This is a genomic window from Brevibacillus sp. B_LB10_24 (genome assembly GCF_046036945.1).
Classification (GTDB): Bacteria; Bacillota; Bacilli; order Brevibacillales; family Brevibacillaceae; genus Brevibacillus_C.
The window spans coordinates 23,562-46,239 of sequence record NZ_JBJQOQ010000002.1 but is presented as its reverse complement, the minus strand read 5'-3'; the positions used below and the strand labels follow the sequence as shown (position 1 = coordinate 46,239).

16 protein-coding genes and 1 pseudogene are annotated in these 22,678 nt (G+C 53.2%); 5 read left to right on the top strand and 12 right to left on the bottom strand.

Features of this window, described 5'->3' with window-relative positions; translation table 11 throughout:
* Positions 1 to 2: 2 nt before the first annotated feature.
* On the bottom strand, positions 3 to 767 hold the full coding sequence (locus ACI7RC_RS03085) for an ABC transporter permease (protein ID WP_408106765.1): 765 nt from the start codon (positions 765 to 767) through the stop codon (positions 3 to 5).
* 24 nt (positions 768 to 791) lie between these two features.
* Complete coding sequence (locus ACI7RC_RS03080; RefSeq protein ID WP_408106764.1) at positions 792 to 1,826, bottom strand: ABC transporter substrate-binding protein; 1,035 nt, start codon at positions 1,824 to 1,826, stop codon at positions 792 to 794.
* A 219-nt stretch (positions 1,827 to 2,045) separates the two neighbouring features.
* Between ACI7RC_RS03080 and mgtE the strand changes: the two genes are divergently transcribed.
* From mgtE to ACI7RC_RS03065, 3 genes are all read left to right on the top strand, one after another.
* Complete coding sequence (mgtE, locus tag ACI7RC_RS03075; RefSeq protein ID WP_408106763.1) at positions 2,046 to 3,392, top strand: magnesium transporter; 1,347 nt, start codon at positions 2,046 to 2,048, stop codon at positions 3,390 to 3,392.
* 117 nt (positions 3,393 to 3,509) lie between these two features.
* Positions 3,510 to 4,127, top strand: coding sequence for a DUF3298 and DUF4163 domain-containing protein (locus tag ACI7RC_RS03070; protein ID WP_408106762.1), 618 nt, complete (start codon positions 3,510 to 3,512; stop codon positions 4,125 to 4,127).
* A gap of 21 nt (positions 4,128 to 4,148) precedes the next feature.
* The gene (locus ACI7RC_RS03065) at positions 4,149 to 5,795 is read left to right on the top strand and encodes a sulfatase family protein (protein ID WP_408106761.1); all 1,647 of its coding nucleotides are present in this window, start codon (positions 4,149 to 4,151) and stop codon (positions 5,793 to 5,795) included.
* Between the two features lie 69 nt (positions 5,796 to 5,864).
* Here the strand turns inward: ACI7RC_RS03065 and gltC are convergent, their stop codons facing one another.
* Positions 5,865 to 6,770 carry a glutamate biosynthesis transcriptional regulator GltC gene (gene gltC / locus ACI7RC_RS03060; protein ID WP_408106760.1) on the bottom strand — a complete coding sequence of 302 codons (906 nt, stop codon included), beginning with the start codon at positions 6,768 to 6,770 and terminating at the stop codon, positions 5,865 to 5,867.
* 190 nt (positions 6,771 to 6,960) lie between these two features.
* Between gltC and ACI7RC_RS03055 the strand changes: the two genes are divergently transcribed.
* The gene (locus ACI7RC_RS03055; protein WP_408106759.1) at positions 6,961 to 8,244 is read left to right on the top strand and encodes a Glu/Leu/Phe/Val family dehydrogenase; all 1,284 of its coding nucleotides are present in this window, start codon (positions 6,961 to 6,963) and stop codon (positions 8,242 to 8,244) included.
* A gap of 44 nt (positions 8,245 to 8,288) precedes the next feature.
* Here ACI7RC_RS03055 and ACI7RC_RS03050 read toward each other — a convergent pair whose 3' ends face one another.
* From ACI7RC_RS03050 to ACI7RC_RS03025, 6 genes are all read right to left on the bottom strand, one after another.
* A complete protein-coding gene (locus ACI7RC_RS03050) occupies positions 8,289 to 10,604 on the bottom strand; it encodes a 5'-nucleotidase C-terminal domain-containing protein (RefSeq protein ID WP_408106758.1) in 2,316 nt (771 codons plus the stop codon).
* Between the two features lie 192 nt (positions 10,605 to 10,796).
* Positions 10,797 to 12,674 (bottom strand): ABC transporter ATP-binding protein, encoded by a 1,878-nt coding sequence (locus ACI7RC_RS03045; RefSeq protein ID WP_408106757.1) that lies wholly within the window; start codon positions 12,672 to 12,674, stop codon positions 10,797 to 10,799.
* Entirely contained in the window at positions 12,671 to 14,398 is a 1,728-nt protein-coding gene (locus tag ACI7RC_RS03040; RefSeq protein WP_408106756.1) for an ABC transporter ATP-binding protein, read from the bottom strand. Before ACI7RC_RS03040 ends, ACI7RC_RS03045 begins: the two co-directional genes overlap by 4 nt.
* A complete protein-coding gene (locus ACI7RC_RS03035) occupies positions 14,395 to 14,880 on the bottom strand; it encodes a MarR family winged helix-turn-helix transcriptional regulator (RefSeq protein WP_408106755.1) in 486 nt (161 codons plus the stop codon). Before ACI7RC_RS03035 ends, ACI7RC_RS03040 begins: the two co-directional genes overlap by 4 nt.
* 163 nt (positions 14,881 to 15,043) lie before the next feature.
* Positions 15,044 to 16,402 carry an MATE family efflux transporter gene (locus ACI7RC_RS03030; protein WP_408106754.1) on the bottom strand — a complete coding sequence of 453 codons (1,359 nt, stop codon included), beginning with the start codon at positions 16,400 to 16,402 and terminating at the stop codon, positions 15,044 to 15,046.
* A gap of 68 nt (positions 16,403 to 16,470) precedes the next feature.
* On the bottom strand, positions 16,471 to 17,412 hold the full coding sequence (locus ACI7RC_RS03025) for a DMT family transporter (protein WP_408106753.1): 942 nt from the start codon (positions 17,410 to 17,412) through the stop codon (positions 16,471 to 16,473).
* Positions 17,413 to 17,823: 411 nt separating this feature from the next.
* Here ACI7RC_RS03025 and helD point away from each other — a divergent pair, with 411 nt between their 5' ends.
* A complete protein-coding gene (gene helD / locus ACI7RC_RS03020) occupies positions 17,824 to 20,175 on the top strand; it encodes an RNA polymerase recycling motor HelD (RefSeq protein ID WP_408106752.1) in 2,352 nt (783 codons plus the stop codon).
* Here the strand turns inward: helD and ACI7RC_RS03015 are convergent.
* From ACI7RC_RS03015 to ACI7RC_RS03005, 3 genes and pseudogenes are all read right to left on the bottom strand, one after another.
* A complete protein-coding gene (locus tag ACI7RC_RS03015; RefSeq protein WP_408107036.1) occupies positions 20,143 to 20,649 on the bottom strand; it encodes a DUF1214 domain-containing protein in 507 nt (168 codons plus the stop codon). The genes helD and ACI7RC_RS03015 overlap by 33 nt on opposite strands.
* Before the next feature lie 315 nt (positions 20,650 to 20,964).
* Positions 20,965 to 21,357, bottom strand: a pseudogene (locus ACI7RC_RS03010) (DUF1254 domain-containing protein); the annotation flags it as partial.
* A 347-nt stretch (positions 21,358 to 21,704) separates the two neighbouring features.
* Positions 21,705 to 22,673 (bottom strand): threonine ammonia-lyase, encoded by a 969-nt coding sequence (locus ACI7RC_RS03005; RefSeq protein WP_408106751.1) that lies wholly within the window; start codon positions 22,671 to 22,673, stop codon positions 21,705 to 21,707.
* Positions 22,674 to 22,678: the final 5 nt, after the last annotated feature.

Sequence of the window (22,678 nt, the reverse complement as noted above, 5' to 3'; positions counted from 1 at the left end):
ATCTATCCCTTGATGCGCTCTGATTCTTTCCACGGGAACAGGCGGGTGTACAATAGTTTGAACAAGAGATCGGTCACCAGACCCAGGATTCCGATCACCAGGATTCCGAGGATGATCCGATCCGTCTCCAGATAGCGCTGTGCCTGCATGATGCGAAAGCCCAGCCCCTCTGAAGCAGCGACCAATTCTGCGACGACCAGGTACGTCCAGGCCCATCCCCAGGTCGTGCGAAAGGTGTCCATGATGCCCGGCATCGCCGCTTTGAGGATGATCTCCCGGACGATCTCCAGCCGCGAGAAGCCCAGAGTCATGCCGACCTCGACAAGGGAACGGTTGACCGTCTTGCAGTTGTCGGCGATCATGATGACCTCCTGGAAAAACACACCCAAAAACAAGATAAAAAACTTTTGCCCGTCGGTGGTGCCGAACCAGAGGATCGACAGCGGGACAAACGCCACCGCCGGCATATACCGCACCAGCCCCACCAGCGGTTCCCAAAACGACTGCCAGGCTTTGGACGTACCCATCATCACGCCGATCGGCAATGCCAGCGCCGTTGAGATCAAGAACCCCATCAGGATGCGGTAAAAGCTGACGCCAATATCGGAGAACAGGATTCCTTCACGGATCTCCTGACTGGCCGCTCTCAAGACGTCGCCGGGAGATGGCAAAAACAGCGGGTCGATGATCTTTCCGTAGGTGACTACCACCCAGGCCAAGAGCACCAGAAAGACACCCAGGAAGGAATACCACGTGTTGCGTGTCATATTACAGCCCCTATCTGTCTCGCATTATTGCATGTCGAGCATATGATCCAAATCGATATCCGCTTTCAAGCCTTCACTCTCCACCATCAGGCCGTGGATATTTTTCACCGTTTCCGCCAGTTTGCCCGATGCGGCCAAGTCGGCAGTTTCTTTCGTCGAGTAGAATTTCAGCCCCTCCAGGATCGGCGGCAGCTCGTCCGGCTTGCTGCCGCTGCCGGCAGCCACGATCTCATTGCCCTCCTGCTCGTTGGCTTTCCAGTACTCCAGCGCCTCGTCCCATACCTGGCGCAGTTTTTCCTTGGCATCCGGGTGCTGGCTGAGGTATTCCGACTTCAAGACGACGATGTCGCTGATCAGCCCAGGCGCATTTTTCCCGGAGTAAATCACGTGCAGGCCCTTGTCTTTGCCCTTGTCCAGCACCTCGTGGATGAACGGAGCGTAGGTGACAGCCGCATCCACTTGCCCAGGGATCAAAGACAGTCCCGCGTTGGCTGCCGGCATAAAGACCGTCTCTGCATCCTGCTTCTTCATGCCTTTTTCTTTTAACGCCTGCTGCAGCAGCAAATCGGAAGTCGTGCCTTCCTCAAACGCCACCTTTTTTCCCTTCAACTGTTCCACACCGGCTATATCCTTGGAAGCGAGGATCGCGTCCGCATCCTGCGACTCGTCCATGTAGATGATACCCTTTACGTCCAGGTTGTTCTTGGCGACCATGCGGATCGTCGTATGGGTAGCCAGGTTGGCCGCCTGAACGTTATCGGATATAAATGCCGCGTTCATGTCAGCATCCTGCACGAACGAGACCAGTTCAACCTTCAGACCGTGCTTCTCAAACATGCCTTTCTTTTCGGCGATCCACCACGGACCGTTGCCCAGCCAAGGCTGCAGGCCCATTTTCAGCGTCAGTACGTCCGATGCCTGACCTGCCTGCTGTCCGCTCGCTGCCGGCGTTCCTTCCGTCTGCTTGTCCGCCGGCGCCGCACTGTTGGAAGCACAGCCGGCCAGCAGCAAAAATGGCAGCAGTATGCTTATTGCAAGTGTAAAGCCTCTCTTCTTCACCTGATATTCCCCTCTTTCCCTACCCTGTCATTCGCTATTTTCTTTATCGTATTAAATCGATAAATCATTAAATTATTAAATCATTTTTGCGAAAAAAAATCCAGTCCCGATGCCGATCACGAAACTGGTTTTCAACTGTTTTGTCATGAAATGGCCCATCATGTCAAATTATATGAAATAATGGCCTGTAGGGAGAGCAAGATCGCGAGGAGGGTAATCATGTCTGACGAGAAAGTCCTGGATGAGTGGAAAAGCATGTTAGCTCAACAAAACATAGAATTATTGTACGAACACATATCCCATTTACAGCCATACGACTTGGCCGAAATCATAAAAAATCTTGAATATGATGACCAAATGCAATGTATGTCCCTGATCCCCCTTCCGCTCGGCGCCGAGATCCTCGAGTACCTTGATCCTGAGCTGCAATACAAGATACTGGCTCGAACAGATGATCAGCGTGCGGCTTCCTTGTTGAATAAAATGTCAAGTGATGCCGTCGTGGACATGCTCTTGGCGGTTCATCCCCACCAGGCTAATAAACTGATGGACTTTTTGCCTGACGACTACCGGAAAAAAATCAGTACTCTGATGACATTCCCTCCTGATACGGCGGGCAGCCTGGCTACGGTCAACTACATCGGCTCGCGAATCACCTGGACGGTTGACCAGACTTTGCATCACGTCCGGAAAGTGGGACATGAGGCAGAAATTGTCTCCTACGTCTATGTCATCGGGGCCCACGGTGAACTCGTCGGAGTTGTCTCCTTGAAAGAAATCATTTTGGCGCCCCCCGGCACCAAATTGGCGGACATCGTCACGGACGACGTAATCTCCGTTCCTGTTGACATGGATCAGCAAGAGGTCGCCTCCATCCTGTCCAATTACGATCTGGTCGCCATCCCCGTCGTGACGCGGGAAAACAGAATGATTGGGATTATTACCGTTGACGATTTGATTGACGTCATCCATGAAGAAGCAACCGAGGATTTCCAGAAGATGGGCGGGAGCCAGCCTTTGATGGAGCCTTACTTTAAGAATTCGGTTTGGGGTCTCTTTAAAAAAAGGATTGGCTGGCTGTTAATTTTATTCATCGCCGAAGCTTATACCGGCACCATTTTGCGACATTACGAAGATACCTTGTCCGAGCAGATCGCCCTGTCTTTCTTTATCCCGCTGCTCATCGGCACCGGCGGAAATACGGGATCTCAAACGGTTACTACCTTAGTCCGGGCTTTAGCTGTCGGCGAAGTAAGATTTAAGGATATCTATAAAGTAATCGGCAAAGAGGTATCCACAGGTGTGCTGCTCGGCGTATCGATGGGTGTCATTGCCCTGCTGCGCGCCGCTCTGCTCGGGGTCGACCTGCACATCGGGGCAGTCGTTGCGATCACAGCCTTGTTTATCGTCATCTGGGCATCCATGGTCGCTGCTATTTTGCCGATGATCTTGCATAAGTTGAGAGTAGACCCTGCCGTCGTATCGGGACCTTTTATCACAACGCTTGTAGATGGAACGGGATTGATCATCTACTTTACCATGGCAAAGCTGCTGCTGCATCTGTAGTACGGCGGTGCAAACAAGAGATGCCCCGGGCGCTTACCGATAAAATAGGCTGACACCGATACCATTCCTTGAATAGGCTGCAGTACATACGAACAGCGGACGAAAGGAATGGGCACAGTGGATTCGACTCAACTGCCGGTTCAAATCCAAACCGTTTCGATTATTCTTCCAAATGTGACCATCCATTACCCGATGGTCACAGGACTGCAGAACGCAAATGCGGAAGAGAGCATCAACCAAGCCATTTATCAACAAGTACAGGCACTCATCGCACAACAAGGCTTTTATCAGAATCCCGCCGGTACGCAAATGACCGGTTATTATGAGATCAAAACCAACGAGCGCGGCATCCTCAGTCTGACGCTCGGCAACTATACGTACATGCAGTACCACGCTCACGGGCTGACGATTCTAAAATCGATCACCGCAGATATCCAAACGGGAAGGATCTACCGGCTGCAGGACTTGTTTAAACCCGGCAGCGATTACGTGCGAAGGCTGTCCGATCTGATTCGGGTACAAATCAGGCAGCGAAATATTCCGCTTTTGGCCGATTTCAAGGGGATTCGGCCGGATCAGGATTTTTATATCGCCGACAAAGCGTTGGTCGTATACTTCGAGCTTTACGAAATTACGCCTTATTACTACGGTTTCCCGATGTTCCCGATTTCTGTTTACGATCTGCAGGATATTTTGGACGAAAACGGACCGCTCGGCAAGATGCTCCCGGGTTGAATTCCTTTACAGGAGGCTTTGATGAATATTCTCCTTTTCATCGTCGACCAACAACGATATCCCCCAATCTATGAAACTGCCGAGCTGAGAGCCTGGCGCAAACAGAATCTGCTCACCCAGAGCCGTCTGTCATCACAAGGCGTCGAATTCTCGCGCCACTATGTCGGGGCAACAGCCTGTTCTCCCAGCAGGGCCACCCTCTTCACCGGTCAGTATCCGTCGCTTCACGGCGTCACCCAGACCAGCGGCGCGGCAAAGGAGCCTTTTGACAGCGACATGTTCTGGCTGGACCGAAACACAGTGCCGACCATGGGCGATTACTTTCGCGCCGCCGGGTACAGGACCTTTTACAAAGGGAAGTGGCATATATCTGACGAGGATATCATCATTCCCGGGACCCGCACTCCCATCCCCAGCTATCATCCCCACACCGGCGTACCCGATCCGGCAAAGACAGAGCTGTACCTGCATGCTGACCGCTTGGATGCCTTCGGCTTTACCGGCTGGGTCGGTCCGGAGCCGCATGGCCAGGATCCGCACAATTCCGGCTCATCAGCGGCGATCGGCGTACGGGGGCGTGATGAATTCTACGCTGCCGAGCTGGTCGAACTGATCTCAAAGCTGGCTCAAGAGAGTAAATCTTCTGATCAGTATCAGCCCTGGCTCATCGTCGCTTCTTTCGTCAACCCTCACGATATCGCCTTATACGGGGCCATTTCTGCCAGCTATCCCTTGTTTGCCTTCTCCGTCGACGACACCATCCCCCCTGTGCCCGCACCCCCCACCATCAACGAAACCCTGCTGACCAAGCCGCGCTGCCAGGCCAGCTATAGAAAAACGTACCCCCAAGCCCTTCAGCCGATATTTCGCAACGCTTTTTATCGGAGGCTCTACTACCAGCTGCAAAAGAATGTCGACAGGGAAATGGGAAAAGTTTTTCAGGCTCTGCAGCAATCTTCGTTCTATCAAGACACGATTGTCGTCTTCACGTCGGACCACGGAGAACTGCTCGGCGCCCACGGCGATTTGCACCAAAAATGGTACTGCGCCTACGAAGAGGCCCTCCGCGTTCCGCTGGTTTTTCACAATCCCCGCCTGTTTGACAAACACCGGAAGATCAACACGGCAACCAGCCACGTAGATATCCTGCCCACCCTCCTGGGACTGATTGGAGCTGATGCAGAAAAGCTGCGGGAAACCTTGCGGCAAAGCTTCAGCGAAGTGCGCCCCTTTGTCGGCCGCGACCTGTCTGCTCTGCTCCGCGGCGAAGGCGGACCAGCGGACGCCTGGGATGATCCGGTCTATTTTATGACGGAGGACGACGTGACCAACGGCCAGCACCAAGTAGGGCTCCTGGGGAACCCGTACAAGTCAGTCGTCCAGCCCAACGCACTCGAAACTGTCATAACCGCACGAAACGTTGACGGCTGTAAAGAATATTGGAAGTACTCCCGCTACTACCCCAACCCTAGATCCCGTACGCAGAATGCCAGGGAGCTGCAAGTTCCCGATGAATACGAGATGTACAATCTGACCAAGGACCCCTGGGAGACGACCAACCTTGCCCACCCGGCATTTTCGACCTCGCAAACGAGAAGCATCCAGCTTCATTTAGCGGAGCTGTTGCATGACCAGTCCGTGCGCAAACGGCTGTACCCGGCAAATTGAGAACCTGCTTTGCTAACGGGCTTTGCCTGCCACCCACACAAGCGGCAGGTTTTTTGGCATTTACCTTCTTCAGCTTTCAAATCCGCTCAAAACGGCGAAAAACTCTTTGAGGAATTCGTAGAACAGCTTCTCAGTAGGCGGCAGCTCGCGGTCGCTGGGGATGATAACGCCTACCGTGCGGGTGACGGCGGGCTCGGTCACAGGGATCTTTACCGTTGTTCGCGGTATGCTGTCGTACAAGGTGATTTCGGGAAGCAGTGTTATGCCGAGCCCGGCCGCGACCAACCCCTTGATCGCATCGATATCATCCCCTTCGAAGGATACCTTGGGTTGGAATCCAAGCTGACGGCAGGCGTTGACCACGATTTCCCGAAGAATAAATCCTTCCGGAAACAGCACGAATGAATCTTCCCGCAGCTGGCTCAACTGCAAGGTGGACTGGCCTGCCAGCGGATGATTGGTCGGCAGCAGCGCAACAATATTTTCCAAAAAGAGGGTTTCCCCTTTGATTTGCTTCTCCTGCTTGGGCACCGGTCCGAGCAGTGCCAGGTCAATTCCTCCTTTGATCACCGAGTCGATCAGACTGCGGTAAGATCCTTGGCAGAGTTGAAACTTCACATGCGGATATTTTTCGCGAAAAGCAGAGATAACCGTCGGCAGTGTATACGCCGCCAGGCTGCTGGGAAAGCCGACGCGAATCGTGCCTCGCTGCGGGTCGAGAAATTCCTCGATTTCCAGCTTCGCCTTTTCGATCACCTGCATCGCTTGTTTCATATGCTCCAAAAAGACTTTCCCGACCGGTGTCAGCCTGACATTGCGCCCTTCGCGGATGAACAGCGTCACGCCAAGTTCTGCCTCCAGATTAAAAATCTGCCGGCTCACAGCCGATTGTGCGACATGCAGCACATGGGAGGCCTCTGTCACATGCTCCCGCTCCGCTACTTCAATGAAGTACTGAATTTGCCTCAATTCCACCTCATTCACCCCTTCTTTTCATTCATCTCATTCCGGCATCATTGTTATCTAAATTCTATATTGTTTCGATCAATTCTGGAACCGTAAAATACAGGTATGGTTCCATCGATAAATGTGAAAAAAAGTACAACCTACCATCCATTCACAGATATATCTGATCGAAAAAAAGCAGAGAAGGCGGGAGAGAACAATGGCGACTGTACAAGAACTGCAAGCAAGCGATGTTGAAATTCTAAATCCGTATGAAATTGTTCAATCACAAATTGAAAATGCGGCTGCAATCCTTGGGCTGAAACGCGATATAGTGGAAATTCTGAAAAAGCCGAAACGAGTACTTTGCGTCTCTTTTCCAGTAAAAATGGACGACGGAACCGTTCGGGTATTCGAGGGCTTCCGCTCTCAGCACAACGACGCAATCGGACCGACCAAAGGCGGCATTCGCTTCCATCCTGACGTGACGCTCGACGAAGTCAAGGCGCTGTCCATGTGGATGACGTTCAAATGCGGCGTCGTGAGTCTGCCCTACGGCGGCGGAAAAGGCGGCGTTATTTGCGACCCCCATACCTTGAGCAAAGGTGAAATCGAACGGATCAGCCGCGGTTTCATGGAGGCGATCGCAGACATCGTCGGACCGGATAAAGATATCCCTGCACCGGACGTATACACCAATCCGCAAATCATGGGTTGGATGATGGATACCTTCAGCCGGATCAAGGGTTCCTTTAACCCTGGCGTCATCACCGGCAAGCCGCTGATCGTCGGCGGATCCAAAGGACGCAATGAAGCGACAGCGCGCGGATGCGTATTTACCATCATGGAAGCGATCAAAGACGCCGGCAAGAGCCTGCAAAACGCGACCGTAGCGATTCAGGGGTTCGGCAACGCCGGACGAATCGCCGCTGACCTGCTGGCTGCAGAGGGCTGCAAGATTGTAGCAGTGAGCGATTCCACGGGCGGACTGTACAATCCGGACGGCTTGGAGCTGGACACCGTGAAAAAGCTGAAGGACACCACCGGCATCCTGAGCTACGACTCTCGCTATCACCTGCAGCGTCCGGAAGAACTTCTCGAGCTGGATGTAGACATCCTCATCCCGGCTGCGCTTGAAAATGTGATTACCCGGAAAAACGCTCACAAGGTAAAAGCCCGGATCGTAGCGGAAGCAGCCAACGGCCCAACGACTCCGGAAGCGGATAAAATCCTGCACCAGAATGGCGTACTCGTCATCCCGGACATTCTCGCCAATGCCGGCGGCGTTACCGTATCCTACTTTGAATGGGTACAAAACCTGATGAACTACTACTGGAGCGAAGCCGAAGTAAATCAGAAGCTGTGCGACGTCATGGTGCAGTCCTACTGGGCAGTGCGTTCGCTCGCGCAAGAGTACAAGTGCGACTTCCGCACAGCCGCTTACATGATCTCCCTAAAGCGTCTCGCCGAGGCGATGAAAGCCCGCGGTTGGGTAAACGAATAACAGACGAAGCAGTCCGGCTATCTCAGCCGGACTGCTTCTTAGTTTTATTGGGACAGCTTCACGTACGCGCCGTCGACGTAAGCTGTTTTTCCTTCAAAGGAAATTTTCACCCAGCCTTTATCCATACCCAAAACTTGGAGAACGGTTCCCTTGGGCACCGCCGTGTAGATTTTCGCCTCCGGCGAAGGCGCCATACGCACGTTCAGGAAGTAGGCTGTAACCTCAGCGGTTTTCCCCGCAGCTGCCTGTGCCGGCTGCTGCACCGCAGGAGCAGAAGCTTGCGGTTTGGGCTGCTGCTGCTTCGGCTCTTCTGCCGGGGCGGCATTGGCTTTCGGCTCGTCCGTCACTTCCCCGGTGCTGATTGGAGCTGTCTGTTTGGGAGGGACAAACCCCTCGCCCTTTCTGGCCTGGTTCAGCTTGTGATAAAATTCGCCTTTCGTCGCAACCCCGGCAAACAAGTCCTGACTTACCTTCGCTTTTTGCGAGAGCTCGGCGATTTCTTCTTTTGATACCGGATCCTTGATGTTGATGGAAGCGATGTTCGTGTACTTGCCATCCTCCGTGGAAGGAACGTCAAGAACTCCCGCATTGACCAGCTCGACCACATCTGCCCGCTCTGGAGCCGCGGTATCTACGCCGATAATTTTCCAGTTGTCTTGAACGACGGGTTCGTATACGCCGTTCTTCACTTCCTGCAGGTAGGCGATGGCGCGGTTGCGAATCGTTCCGCCTATTTCACCGTAAACGCTGGCATCCTTGGACGACCAGAGCTGTTTAAACTCCCGGCCTTCCAAAGCTCCGCCTTTTGCCCGCAAGGCATCCATCCGGTATGCGTTCATCCCCAGTTTGAGCACATCGTCCATCTTGATCGGGGTGTCATCCATCCGGCGCAAGTTAGTAATGCGGCTGCCATACGGTTTGCTGAGGTCAATCTCGTATTTTACCCCGCCGAAGAAGTCATTGGTGCTGTATTTGGAGGCCCGCCGCTTGGGATCGAAGCTGACGGTTACATCTCCCGGCCGGGTAGAGTTGAAATAGCCGACAGCCCACTCCATGTAGTCCTTCAGGTCTTTGCCCGTCACTTCGTAAACCGTGATCTCGCCGAAGGTAAACTGATAGTTGTAGGCGATGTCCTTCTTCTTGATCGGTCCTACGTCAAGCCGCGCTTTGTCGTTGTCAATCTGATGGGCGACGACATCAGCCTTGCTGTAATAGAGCATGACCTCGTGGAAGAAGTCGGATAGGGGCGTCTCCTGAATTTGTACAGCCGGGATCCCTCTGATCTCATCCTTTGGCACAAGGTCCCTGCCTTTTAGTTCGGCGATGACGGTATTGGCATCCGCCCGGGCAAATTCGTGGAACGGCTGCAAGGTCGCTTCCAAGCCTGGATCGGATACGGTAAAGATGCCATCTGCTCCTTTGACCGGCAGCGCTGCCGCCTTTTTATCCTTGAGGACCATCTTGCCGTCTTCTTTGGCAAAGGTAAGGTCGATCCGGGAGATATGGGTCCCGTATTTATTCGGTTCGGTGATCAGGACACCGTTAACGGTCTCTGACGGAACCAGCGTATGCATGTGTCCGGCAAAAATAGCGGCCAATTCCGGATTGGCGTTAGCTACATCGGTCACACCTGTGTTGGGGATGTTGTTTTCATTATCCAGCCCCATGTGCATCAGGCCGATCATCACATCGACTTTGCCTTCCAGTTCCTTAATGACTTTTTTCGTCTCTTCGACCGGATTGGTCACGACCAGTCCGTCCAGGTGATCGGTGCCTTTCTCAAAATCCACAATCATCGGGGTATCCATCCCGATAATCCCCACTTTTACTCCTGCTTTTTCGATGATCGTGTAGGCAGGCATATACCTTTCGCCGTTTTCCTTGTAGATGTTGCCGGCCAAGAGCTTCCCTTTGAATTGGGACGAAACCTTGTCCAGCACATCCAGGCCGAAATTAAACTCGTGATTGCCCATGACCCAGGCATCGTAGTTCATTTCATTCATGGCTACCATCATCGGTGACTGGGGCTGATCGTTGAACAACTCGGCGGAATTGTCCTGGATCATGTCACCGGCATCGAGCAGAATCGTATTTGGATTTTCCTTGCGCACGTCTTTGATAATGGTAAATAACTGCGTCAGGCTGCCGCTTGGATCGGAACCGTCCAGAGCGTAATTCCAAGGCATGAACCGCCCGTGAATATCCGAGGTGCCGAGTAAAGTAATATGTACGTCGGAATCGGAATTGGTATCTGCCGCTTTCGCAGATACCGGGCCAACCATCATGGCAGAGCCCATGAGAAGCAGCGCCAGCAATAGGCACAACAGGCCCTTGGGCGTGATTCGTTCTGTTCTTGTCATGCAATTTCCCCTTTTCTACATATATGTAAGTATTCTGAAAGCCCACCTATAGACTACTAGATGACTGAGGATTATACAATCATGTTTTGTCTGCTAAAATCGGCGTAAAACGATCGGCCGCTTTATGGTCTGTACCACAGAAAAAAGTGCCTCACCCCTCAGGAGTGAAGCACTTTCGCTGTTCGCCTTGATTTACACGACCTCTTTTTTGCGGTTTTTCCCGGTAAACTGGCTGTTGTAGAGGTCGGCATAAAAACCGCCGGCCGACAGCAGCTCTGTATGGCTGCCTTTCTCGATAATGCTGCCGTTTTTCATCACCAGGATCAAATCGGCGTCGCGAATCGTCGACAGCCTGTGGGCGATCACAAAGCTGGTTCTGCCCTTCATCAGTTCGTTCATCGCCTTTTGAATATGCACCTCGGTCCTGGTGTCGACGCTGCTCGTCGCTTCATCGAGAATCAGGATGGCGGGGTCGGCCAGGATCGCGCGGGCAATCGTCAAAAGCTGCTTTTGTCCCTGTGAAATATTGGACGCTTCTTCGTTTAATACCGTGTCGTACCCGTCAGGGAGCGTACGGATAAAGTGATCCGCATGTGCCGCTTTCGCCGCCTGCACGACCTCCTCTTCCGTTGCTCCCTCACGGCCATAGGCGATGTTATCCCGTATCGTTCCGTTAAACAGCCACGTGTCCTGCAGCACCATGCCGAAGAGGCTGCGCAAATTGCCGCGCTTCATTTCCGTGATGTCGACGCCGTCAATGGTAATTTTGCCGTCGTTGATTTCATAGAAACGCATCAACAGGTTGATCAATGTCGTTTTCCCCGCACCGGTCGGGCCGACGATGGCGACGGTCTGTCCGGGCTTGACGTCGATATTCATGTTCTCGATCAGCGGCGCGTCTTCCTTGTAACCAAACTTGACTTCCTGGAACCGCACAGAGCCTTGCGGAGACTGCAATTCTACAGGATCGGACACTTCCGGCAGCTCCTCTTGCTCGTCGAGGAGCTCAAAGACCCGCTCCGCCGAAGCGATCGTAGACTGAATGATATTGGCGATATTGGCCAACTGTGTGATCGGCTGTGAAAACTGTCTGGCGTATTGGATGAACGCCTGAATATCCCCGATTTCAATCGCTCTTTTTGTCACCAGCAGACCGCCGACGACGCTGACCAGCACATAGCCGATGTTGCTGATAAAACTCATCAGCGGCATGATGATGCCGGAGATAAACTGCGCCTTCCAGCCTGATTGGTAGAGCCTTTCGTTTATCTCGTTGAATGTCTCGAGCGATTTGGTTTCGTGCCCGAACGCCTTCACCACCTTGTGGCCTGTATACATCTCCTCCACATGCCCGTTCAGTTCGCCAAGAGCCTTTTGCTGCCCGATAAAGTAGCTTTGCGAGCGGGAGGCAATCGCTTTGGTAACCGCCAGACTCAGCGGCAAGGTCAGAAATACGATCAATGTCATCAGCGGGCTGATCGTCAGCATCATCACGATGACGCCGATCAAAGTGACGACAGACGTGATCAGCTGGGTGAGACTTTGCTGCAAGGTGCTGCTGATGTTATCCAAGTCATTCACGGCGCGGCTGAGAATTTCCCCGTTGGGACGCGAATCAAAAAATTTCAGCGGCAGCCGGGACAGCTTGTCATTCACCTGTTTGCGCAGGTCGTAAACCGTTTTCTGGGCGACGCCGGCCATCACGAATTGCTGAATGTAGCCGAACATCGCGCTTGCCAGGTAGAGGCCGCCCAAAATCAACAGAATATGCATAATGTAGTGGAAATCGATCGCGGCCCCCGGTACACCTTCCCATTTCAGCTTAACGCCTTCGAACAGCTTCGTCGTTGCCTTCCCCATGATTTTCGGGCTGGCAATGCTGAACACGGTGCTGAGCACAGCCGCCAGGAAAACGACCGTCAACTGGACCCTGCGGGGCTTCAAATAGCCCATCAGCCTTTTTAACGTGCCTTTGAAATCTTTCGCTTTTTGCACCGGCATGCCCATCCCAGGCCCTCTGCCATGGCCCATTCCGCGGCCAAATCTCATTTCTTTGCGTTCCCCATTCATGCGATTTCCTCCTCTGACAACTGCGAGGACACAATTTCCCGATATACGCTGCAGGAATCCAGCAGTTCCCGATGAGTGCCGATACCGGCAATTTTCCCCTCATCGAGGACGATGATGCGGTCGGCGTCCATCACCGTGCTGACTCTTTGGGCGACGATCATCACCGTGGATTCTCCCGTTTCCTCTTTGAGCGCAGCCCGCAGTTTTGCGTCTGTCTTAAAGTCAAGCGCCGAGAAGCTGTCGTCAAAAACGTAGATTTCCGGTCTTCGCACCAATGCCCGGGCGATGGAGAGCCGCTGCTTCTGCCCGCCGGAGACGTTCATGCCGCCTTGCGCAATCACCGAATCGAAGCCGTCTTTCATCTCCGAGATGAACTCGGTCGCCTGCGCTGTTTCAGCTGCATGGCGGATCTCTTCGTCGGTCGCGTCTTCCTTGCCGTAGCGGATGTTTTCTGCGATGGTTCCGGTAAACAGGACGGCTTTTTGCGGAACGAAGCCGATGCGCTCCCGCAGGCTCGCCTGGGACATCTCCCGCACATCGACGCCGTCGACCAGGACGCTGCCGCTGTCAACATCGTAGAAACGCGGAATCAGACTGATCAGCGTCGATTTTCCTGACCCGGTGCCGCCGATGATCGCGGTGACCTCGCCCGGTCTGGCCTGGAACGAAATGTTGGAGAGCGCCGGTTTTTCAGCACCGGGATAGCTGAAGGTCACATCGCGAAATTCAACATACCCTTTTTTGCCGTCTGTCTCCTGCAGCTGCTCCCCGTCCTTGATGTCGGGATCCATCTCCAGCACCTCGTTAATTCGGACTGCAGAAGCCGCGGCGCGGGGAATCATGACAAAGATCATCGTCACCATCAACAGGGAAAACAAGATCTGCATGGCGTATTGGATAAACGCCATCAGGGCCCCCACCTGCATATGTCCGTTGTCGATGCGGATACCGCCGAACCAAATAATCGCAATGGTCGAAAGATTAAGTATCAGCATCATGGTCGGCATGAGCGAAGCCATCAGCCTGTTTACTTTCACCGATGTATTGGTAAGATCGAGGTTTGCCTCGTCAAAGCGCTGTTTTTCGCGGTCAATGCGGTTAAACGAGCGAATGACGCGAATACCGGTAAGATTCTCCCGGAGAACGAGATTCAATTTGTCCAGTTTGACCTGTATCGCTTTAAACAGCGGCATTCCCTTGGCGGCAAAGAACGCAATCACAGCGACCAGGACGGGGATGACGACGACCAGCACCAGTGACAGCTTGGCATCCTTGGACACCGCCATGATAATCCCGCCAATGCACATCAACGGAGCCATTACCATCATCCGCAGCATCATGTTCAAGACCTGCTGGACCTGTGTGATGTCATTCGTTGTCCTCGTGATCAGCGAAGCCGTGCCGATTTTGTCAAACTCCTGCAGCGAGAAGTTTGTGACGTGTGAGAAGACCATCGAGCGGAGTCTTTGGCCGAAACCCGCGGAGACTCTGGATGACAGGAAGCTCGCCGTGACGGAGCAAAGCACTCCACCGGCAGCAACCAACAGCATAAACCCGCCAATTTTCAGGATGTAGGGTGTGTCCCCATTGACGATCCCAATATCGACGATATCGGCCATCAAAGTTGGCAGGAACAGATCCGACAGCGTCTGCAAAAAGATCAGCAACAGCACTGCCGCGACCAGCCAGCGGTACGGTTTGATATAGCGAAACAGCTTGATCATGCTTCATCACCCTTGCTTTGTGACTGCTCCCAACTCTTCTTTCTCTCATCGAAGTACTGAAACACCTGGTCGAGCAGATTGGCAAGCTGTTTGCTTTGTTCTTCTCCCAGGTATTCAACCAAGCCGTTAAAGGAATCGGAAAACTCCTTGAACGCCTGCTTCGTCACCGTTTCTCCGGCATCCGTAAGCGTAATGCGCACGGCCCGCCGGTCTTCCTTGTCGATGTTGCGCTCGACCAGCCCCTTTGCTTCAAGCCCTTTGATTAACTGTGTAACCGTCGGTGAGGTAACATGCAGCATACTGCTGATTGTCGATACCATTACACCATTGGAATCGTTCTTCATCGCTCTTTTGATACTGATCAACACCATCATTTCGCTAGGCACATGACCTGCTACAAAACGCTTTCGCCAATCGGCCCGCTTTAATTTCCGGAAGGCATGCATCAGCCTCTGGGCCGTTGGATGACCGTTGAATTCCATATGTTCACCTCAAATATACGTTGGTTTGCAAATAGTTTGTAATGTAATTTATTTGGATACCTAATTATATTTACGTGCAAAAATCTTGTCAATCCCATTTCGCTCTGCATCATTTTGGAAATAACAAAACAAGGAGCCGATGAACTCGGCTCCCTCCCAAGCTTTATGGTTCGTTGGCCCTGATCTTCCGCCGCTGCAAGGCCAGCAATCGGCCAAACAAAAAGACGGCTCCTGCGGCAAGGCCGGTAATCAATCCAATCCAATAGCCAAACGCAGCGAACGAGGTGTAATTCGCCATCAGATAACCGAGCGGCAGCCCGATCACCCAGTAGGAAATAAGCGCCACGATGAAAGTGACGGTGACCTCCTTGTACCCTCGCAGAATCCCCTGGATCGGCGCCGCGACTGCGTCCGACAAGAGAAACAGAATCGAATACATCAGGAAATGCTGCGTCAGGCGAAGCACTGCCTCATCCGTGGTGTACCAGCCTGCCACCTGTTCATTGAACAATAACAGGCCAACGGCAAACAGCGCCGCCATCACCAACGCGATACTAATTCCCATGTAGCTGTACTGCCGGGCATCTTTGAATCTTTTGGCCCCGGCTTCAAACCCGACGAGAATCGTCAATGCCATCGAGACGCTCATCGGAACCATGTAAATAAACGAGGCGAAATTCATCGCAGCCTGGTGGGCGGCAATCGTAATCGTATTGAACTGACTCATGAGAAGCGTGACAGCGGCGAAGATGCTTACTTCAAAAAAGATGGAGAAGCCCAGCGGCACTCCAATCCTCAGCAGTTCCTTCCAGGCTGCCATGGAAATGCGGTAAAACTTCGTTAGTATTCCATATTCGGAAAAAGCGTGCACCCGGTGAACGACGAACAAGCTGATCAATGCAATGCACCAATACGTGATCGCTGTTGCGTATCCTGCCCCTACTCCCCCCAGGCGCGGCATGCCAAAGTGGCCGAAAATGAGCATGTAGTTGAGCACGATGTTGATGGGCAATGAAACCAGCGTGATTAGCATGGTGATCCGCGTCCAGCCAAGCGCGTCAATAAAGCAGCGAATCACGGTGTAGACGAACAGCGGTACAATCCCGAACGACAGAGCGATCAAGAAACGCCATGCTATATCGTGAACGTCCGGTTCCAGATCCATCATATTTAACAGCGGACCAAGCGCAGCCGCACCGATGAGGACGACCGCGAGGGCAATCGCAACGGCCAAATACATCGCCTGCACCACGGTAAACGGCACTTGGTCTTTGCGCATCGCACCGATCATCTGCGCCACGATCGGAGTCACCGCCAGCAATATCCCGGTCAATCCCGCCTGCACCGGACTCCAGATGCTCGATCCGATGGCTACTCCCGCCAGATCGGTCGGACTGGCGTGGCCTGACATGATCGTATCGAAAAAAGTCATCGAAAACAGCGCCAATTGCGATATGAGAATCGGCAGCAAAACGGTCAGCAGCTGGCGCATTTTCTCCCAAACCGTGAATGTCTGATTCATTTTTATCTATTCCATCCTCAATATTTTTTCCATATTCTTGATTTTATCATCATTCGAATGAACATCAATTACAATGATTTTTGCTGCCTTCCCATCCCGATCCCTTTCTTTCCCCCGCTGCCGCGGAGCAGTTCTTCGAAAGCGCCTGAGCCAAGCACGACGCCCATCAGGATCAAGAAGAAGCCGACGATGTGGACGCCAGCTATTTTTTCACCCAAAAACAGGACTGCGCCGACTAACGCGAAAAAGGTATTTAGATTCATAAAAATAGCGGATTCCGCTGCCCCAACCTTGCCGATCGCGTAGTTGTAGACCATGTGTCCCAAGGCGGTAGCGACAATAGCCGATGCAAAAAATACAGCCCACAAGCCGGCAGAGCCGTTTGCCATGCTGGCCAGTCCTCCCGGTTCGACGAACAGGCTGAGAGCGAACAGCACAACCGAACCGATCAGCAGCATATACCCCGTCATCAAACGCGGGTCAAGTGTATCCGATACCTTTTTGATGATGACAAAGCTTGCCGCTTGAAAGACAACCGCCATGAATACATCTGCATCTCCCATTGACACTCCGCTTAAGCCGCCGTTTCCCCCCAGTACGATGAAGGAAACACCCGCTATCCCAAGGATGACCCCGATCATTCGCGTCACTGTCACCTTGCTGCCCAAAAAGAGGATAGCCAAGACTGTGGTCAACAGCGGACCCAACCCCAAGATCAGTCCCCCGTTGGTGGCCGACGTTTTGGAAAGGCCAATCGATAAAAAATAATGATGTCCGACGACGTTAAACATCGCTCCAATGAGAACGTACCAAAACTCCCGCTTCGTCAGAGCACGTACCTGCTTGCAGCAAAGCATGATAAACAGTACACTGATACCCGCCGTAAAAATGCGGAGGGCTGTCATGGTAACCGGCAGAAAATTGGCAACCAGCACCTTTGTCATGACGACATTAAACCCCCAGGTAATCATGACACAAAACAAGGCAAAATAAATTTGATACTTCTTCAAGCATCCCCACTTCTTTCCATCCTGATAATCTTTTTATACAACGAAGAGGGAAGAGCATCGTGACGATCTTCTTCCCTCTTGGCCGTTATTTTTTGTTGATTCTGACGTTCATGGCTGTTCGTACGGCTCTGGGCATTTTCAATGTTGTAACAGCATAGCACATTCCCAGTTTCCGCGCCAGAGCCGTTTTAAAAGGGGTTGTCAAGCTTAAAAAAGAGACGTGATACACGTCTCCTTTCGTTATCTGCCAAAAAGTCTTGATACAGACTTATCGCTTATGTTAAAATGAAAAAACGGCTCACTCTCAATATATGTAAATCCACATTATATCCCTACAATAATATTATCACAAAGTCACCCTCTTGTCAAACCTTTCAGGCGAGAAAATCACCAACGAAAAGGAGCGATTCCATGAGTACAGTTGAGCAGGATTGGCAAGCGGAACAACAGCGGGTCGAGCAGGTCACCCGCCTTATCGACAAGCGTATCTCCGGTTTGGAGCAGGATGTGGGCGAGTTAAAAACAGATATCGTCGAAATCCGCAAAAACTTTTGGGAGGACGTAACCGTCAACTTTGACGACGCCTATGAGGCGGTCGAAACCTACGCCAGCATTAAGCAGCATGCGGAATTGCTGGCAGAGCGGGAACGCAGCCACCTGCACTCCGAAAAGCGGTTGAACACGCTCGTCCGGCTTAGACAATCCCCCTACTTCGGAAGAATCGACTTTAAAGAGGAAGACGAAAAAAAATCCGAACGCATATACCTGGGGATCACCTCCCTGCTCGATGAGAATGACGAACACTTCCTCGTCTACGATTGGCGGGCTCCGGTAGCCAGCATGTACTATGACTACCCGCCCGGGCCTGCCCGGTACGAGACACCTGGCGGTACGATTGCCGGCGAAATGGAGTTGAAGCGGCAGCTGATCATTCGCGATGGCCGCATCCGCAGCATGTTTGACACGGGCGTCACGATCGGAGACGAACTGCTCCAAGAGGTACTGGGACAGCATTCCAGCACGCAGATGAAAAGCATCGTGGCGACGATTCAGATGGAGCAAAACCGGATCATCCGCAATGAGCGAAGTCCGCTCTTGATCGTGCAGGGAGCAGCGGGCAGCGGCAAAACATCGGCAGCGCTGCAGCGCGTTGCCTACCTGCTGTACCGCTACCGAAAAACATTGCAGGCCAACCAAATCGTGCTGTTTTCGCCAAATGAGATGTTTAACAGTTACGTTTCTACCGTCCTCCCCGAACTGGGCGAAGAAAACATGCAGCAGACGACTTTCCAGGAATACCTGGAGCGGCGTCTAGGAAGAACCTTCCGGGTGGAGGATCCGTTCAGCCAGTTGGAGTACGTCCACACGGCAATGGATGAGCCTGGTTACACGGCCCGTCTTGAGGGAATCCCGTTTAAATCCTCAACCGGCTTTATGGGGATCATCGAGCAGTACATCCAACTTCTTGGACGGGAAGGCATGCGTTTTTGCAACCTTGAATTCAGGGGCAAGACGCTCATCTCGGCTGAAAGTTTGTCCGAGCAGTTCTACGCAATGGATCACTCCCTGCCGATTCCCAACCGGATGAACCTGCTTGCCAAGTGGCTGCTCGCCCAACTGGAGATGCGAGCGAAGGCAGAACGGAAGAAGCGCTGGGTAGAGGAAGAAATCGAACTGCTTGACCAAGACGATTATCGGGAAGTAGAGCAGGAGCTGCGGAAGCGGAAGCGGATGGGCGGGAACACCTTTGACGACTATGCCTTGGAACAGAAGCTGCTCTCCTCGCTCGTCGTAAACCGCTATTTCGACCCGCTGCGGGCGTCGGTCAAACGTCTGCAGTTCATCGACGTGCCGGCAACGTATCGACAGCTCTTCGCGGATCCAAAGCTCTGTTTTTCTCTGGACAGCGAATGTCAGCTCCCCGGCAGATGGGCGGAGATCTGTGAATGGACCGTGAAGCGGCTGGATCGCGGGGAGATCGCCTATGAAGATGCCGTCCCCTACCTGTACCTGAAAGAGCGGATCGAGGGCTTCCGCTCCAACAATGCTATCCGACACGTCTTTGTTGACGAAGCCCAGGATTATTCTCCCTTTCAGTTCGCCCTTCTGCGAAAGCTCTTTCCGAACAGCAAAATAACTTTGCTCGGCGATTTGAATCAAGCGATCTACGCCCATGCTGCCGACACCGATTTTTCACAACTGGCCCGGATCTTTGGGACGGAGCATGCAGAGAATATCGTCCTGACCCGCAGTTACCGCTCCACCCGGCCGATCGTTGAATTTACCCGCGGGCTGATCCCCGGCGGCGACGCCATCCGGCCGTTTAACCGCGAAGGCAAGCTGCCGACTGTGACGTGTGCCAAGGACGCCCCCGACCTCGCTGCAAAAATAAAGGATCGCATCCGCTCCTTGCAAGCCGACGGAAACCGGACGATTGCCGTGATCTGCAAAACAGCCCGGGAATGCCAAGAAGCCTATCAGACACTGCAAGGAGAAATACCGCTTCATCTGGTAGAAAAAGAGTCGGGTTCCTTTAAGACGGGCACACTGGTCATCCCCTCCTACCTGGCGAAAGGCATCGAGTTTGACGCGGTCATTATCTATAACGCGTCCCAGGCCCGGTACGGCAAGGAACAGGACCGGAAGCTGTTCTACACGGCCTGCACCCGGGCCATGCATGAATTGCACCTCTTTTATACCGATGAGATCAGCTGCTTTCTCCGTGGCCTCTCACCGGAAACGTACGTCAGCCAGGGTGGTTGAACTTCCCCCTGGTATTTGCTTGACGGGCGGAAGCTTGTACCCTTTTTCCAGCATCCTGGGTTTGGGTTCGAACATCCTCAGGACCAGGTTAAAATCCCCCGGCGGCGAGGGAAGCCAATTGGATTCCTTGCCCGGCGGAGGGGTTTGTTGAAAGTAGAGATCGAGCGACCCGTCCGCATTGTACTTCAGGCCTTTTGTCAAATCGCCAATGCTGTAGCGGTTGATGCTGTTGGGCACCAGGTAAAAATCAGGCCCGTACATCGTCACCGACCAGAAGGCATCCACTTCGGGAATCTGTTCCTTGGCAAAGTGGAGAACGTAGCGGTTTGCCCCGTTTAGCGGTTTGCCCTGTCCATCTGCATAGGTGCGGGCATACAGCTCTTCTGCCGGGACGTTGGCCCCGATCCCCGAGTACGCAACCCCGGCCCGCAAGAGAAACTGATCCCCGTAAGTCCCGATATCGCGGGCGATCATCCACCCGTTCACCGTCGGATAGGCCGCTTCGCTGTTTTTAATGATTTCTTGCGCGTCCCTGGCCGCACGGGTCAGCCCGGCAATCATCGCCGGGGGCAATTTTCTCGGGTCAAATCCATTCGCGACATCCATTCCGATCAGCTTAAACTGATCGAGCAGAACAGCGTCACACGGCGGCGGCGGATTTTGTTTGATCGCCTCTGTCATCACCTTAAAGAACGCCATCGGCCGCAGTTCTTCCTGTTTGCCCGAAAGGACCGGCGGAATCGCCTTGCCCTGCCGCTTCACCTGCCCGGCAGAAGCCAGGCTGAACTGCTTCTCAAAATCAACGGCCGCAGCCAGGTCCTCTTTGCCCTTCACCTCCACCCGCCCAATCAGCCAAACGGTGTTGGTCGGAGCCTGGATTTTTTCTTCCGGAATCTTCCCCTTCTAGGTCGGACCGACGATGGCATATTGACCCGGCTTGCCCCCTGTCGATCGGCTGGAGACGTTACGAAACGTATTCGTATAAGCATCCAGCATTTGAACCGTATAGTACCGGCCGCTCTTATTCTCCGGAACACGCAGGATCACCGGACCGGAAGCGAGATCGAGCCACGCGGAAAAATACAGCGTATTGCTGTTAGGAGCGACAATCTCTTTAAACTCTGGACCGGCCAAGGATTCCGAGTAAAAAAACTGATTGATCGGCGCTCTGGTCCTGACCATCCTCTGTTTGGTTTCTTCCATCACGACCAGCGGGTACCCGTAGATATAAGCCTGGACGCCAAGAGCGTAGACCAGGTTTTCCAGGTCTTTGTCCAGCCCGGGAGCAGCCGGTGTTGCAGCCAGCCCGCCGAGCGGCGAAAAAAGCACCATAAGCCCTGCAAGCAATGATATGATGACCCGATTCTTTTGCCGCATCTGTTAACCCCTTTCACCAAGTTAGTTGGGTTATTTTCCCTCACGGATAATGGATTATTCGCAGCTTCTGTTGATAGTCTAATGTGCGAAAGCGGCGAAAAAAAACCGTCCGGAACAGTATTCCGAGACGGTTTGATGCCTGTGGTCTTCGTTTACGAATAACGGCTGATGATTTTGCCCAGCTTGGCGGCATCCACGTTGCTTCCGCTGACGATGTTGAGCACTTTTTTCCCCTTCAGGTGCGGCAGGTGGCCGTGCAGCAAAGCGGCGATACCAACGGCGCCGGAGCCCTCCACCATGTGATGATGCTCTTTTGCCATCCAGTACATGGCGTGGGCGACTTGCTCCTCTTCTACCAGAACGAAGCTGTCGACGATTTTCAAAGCGAGGTCCAAATTTCCTTGCGAGATGCCGCCGTGCAAGCCGTCTGCCAGCGAATCGCTGTACTCGACATCCGCCAGCTTTCCAGCCTTGAAGGAATAGTACCATGGCGGAGATGCATGAGTCTGGATGCCGATCACCTCGATGGCAGGGTTGAGCGCTTTGGCTGCAGTCGCGATCCCGCAGATCAACCCGCCGCCCCCCGCCGGCACCACAATCGCATCAAAATCCGGTTCCGCAAGCAATGCTTCGAGCGCCACTGTGCCTTGACCGGAAATGATCTCATTATCTTCGAAGGCGTGGACGAATGTTCGTCCCGTCTCCTCTGCCAGCCTGTACGCATGCGCCTCCGCTTCATCGTAGTTATCGCCATGAACAACCAACTCCGCCCCATACCGCTGTATGCCGGCCCGTTTCGTTTCCGGAGCGGTCTTTGGCACGACGATCAGCGCGGATACGTTCTTGAGGGAGGACGCGTAGGCTACGCCTTGGGCATGGTTACCCGCCGATGCTGTAATCACTCCGCGCTCAAGCTCCTCCGCCGACAGCGAAGAGAGCTTGTTTAGCGCCCCGCGCAGCTTGAACGAACCTGTCTTCTGCAAGTTCTCCAGCTTGAGCCAAACCTCGGCGCCGACATGGGCGGACAAGGCGGCCGATGAAATCAGCGGCGTTTTCACCACTTCGTGTTCGATTCGCTTTTTTGCTTGCAGAATACTAAGCATGGAAACATTCAACATCATTTGTA

What these genes read in the sequence shown, in the direction of transcription:
- ACI7RC_RS03085 (WP_408106765.1), bottom strand. Translation starts at nt 767, where the DNA reads ATGACACGCAACACGTGGTATTCCTTCCTGGGTGTCTTTCTGGTGCTC.
- mgtE (WP_408106763.1), top strand. Translation starts at nt 2,046, where the DNA reads ATGTCTGACGAGAAAGTCCTGGATGAGTGGAAAAGCATGTTAGCTCAA.
- ACI7RC_RS03065 (WP_408106761.1), top strand. Translation starts at nt 4,149, where the DNA reads ATGAATATTCTCCTTTTCATCGTCGACCAACAACGATATCCCCCAATC.
- ACI7RC_RS03055 (WP_408106759.1), top strand. Translation starts at nt 6,961, where the DNA reads ATGGCGACTGTACAAGAACTGCAAGCAAGCGATGTTGAAATTCTAAAT.
- ACI7RC_RS03050 (WP_408106758.1), bottom strand. Translation starts at nt 10,604, where the DNA reads ATGACAAGAACAGAACGAATCACGCCCAAGGGCCTGTTGTGCCTATTG.
- ACI7RC_RS03045 (WP_408106757.1), bottom strand. Translation starts at nt 12,674, where the DNA reads ATGAATGGGGAACGCAAAGAAATGAGATTTGGCCGCGGAATGGGCCAT.
- ACI7RC_RS03040 (WP_408106756.1), bottom strand. Translation starts at nt 14,398, where the DNA reads ATGATCAAGCTGTTTCGCTATATCAAACCGTACCGCTGGCTGGTCGCG.
- ACI7RC_RS03035 (WP_408106755.1), bottom strand. Translation starts at nt 14,880, where the DNA reads ATGGAATTCAACGGTCATCCAACGGCCCAGAGGCTGATGCATGCCTTC.
- ACI7RC_RS03030 (WP_408106754.1), bottom strand. Translation starts at nt 16,402, where the DNA reads ATGAATCAGACATTCACGGTTTGGGAGAAAATGCGCCAGCTGCTGACC.
- helD (WP_408106752.1), top strand. Translation starts at nt 17,824, where the DNA reads ATGAGTACAGTTGAGCAGGATTGGCAAGCGGAACAACAGCGGGTCGAG.
- ACI7RC_RS03015 (WP_408107036.1), bottom strand. Translation starts at nt 20,649, where the DNA reads ATGATCGCCCGCGATATCGGGACTTACGGGGATCAGTTTCTCTTGCGG.
- ACI7RC_RS03005 (WP_408106751.1), bottom strand. Translation starts at nt 22,673, where the DNA reads ATGATGTTGAATGTTTCCATGCTTAGTATTCTGCAAGCAAAAAAGCGA.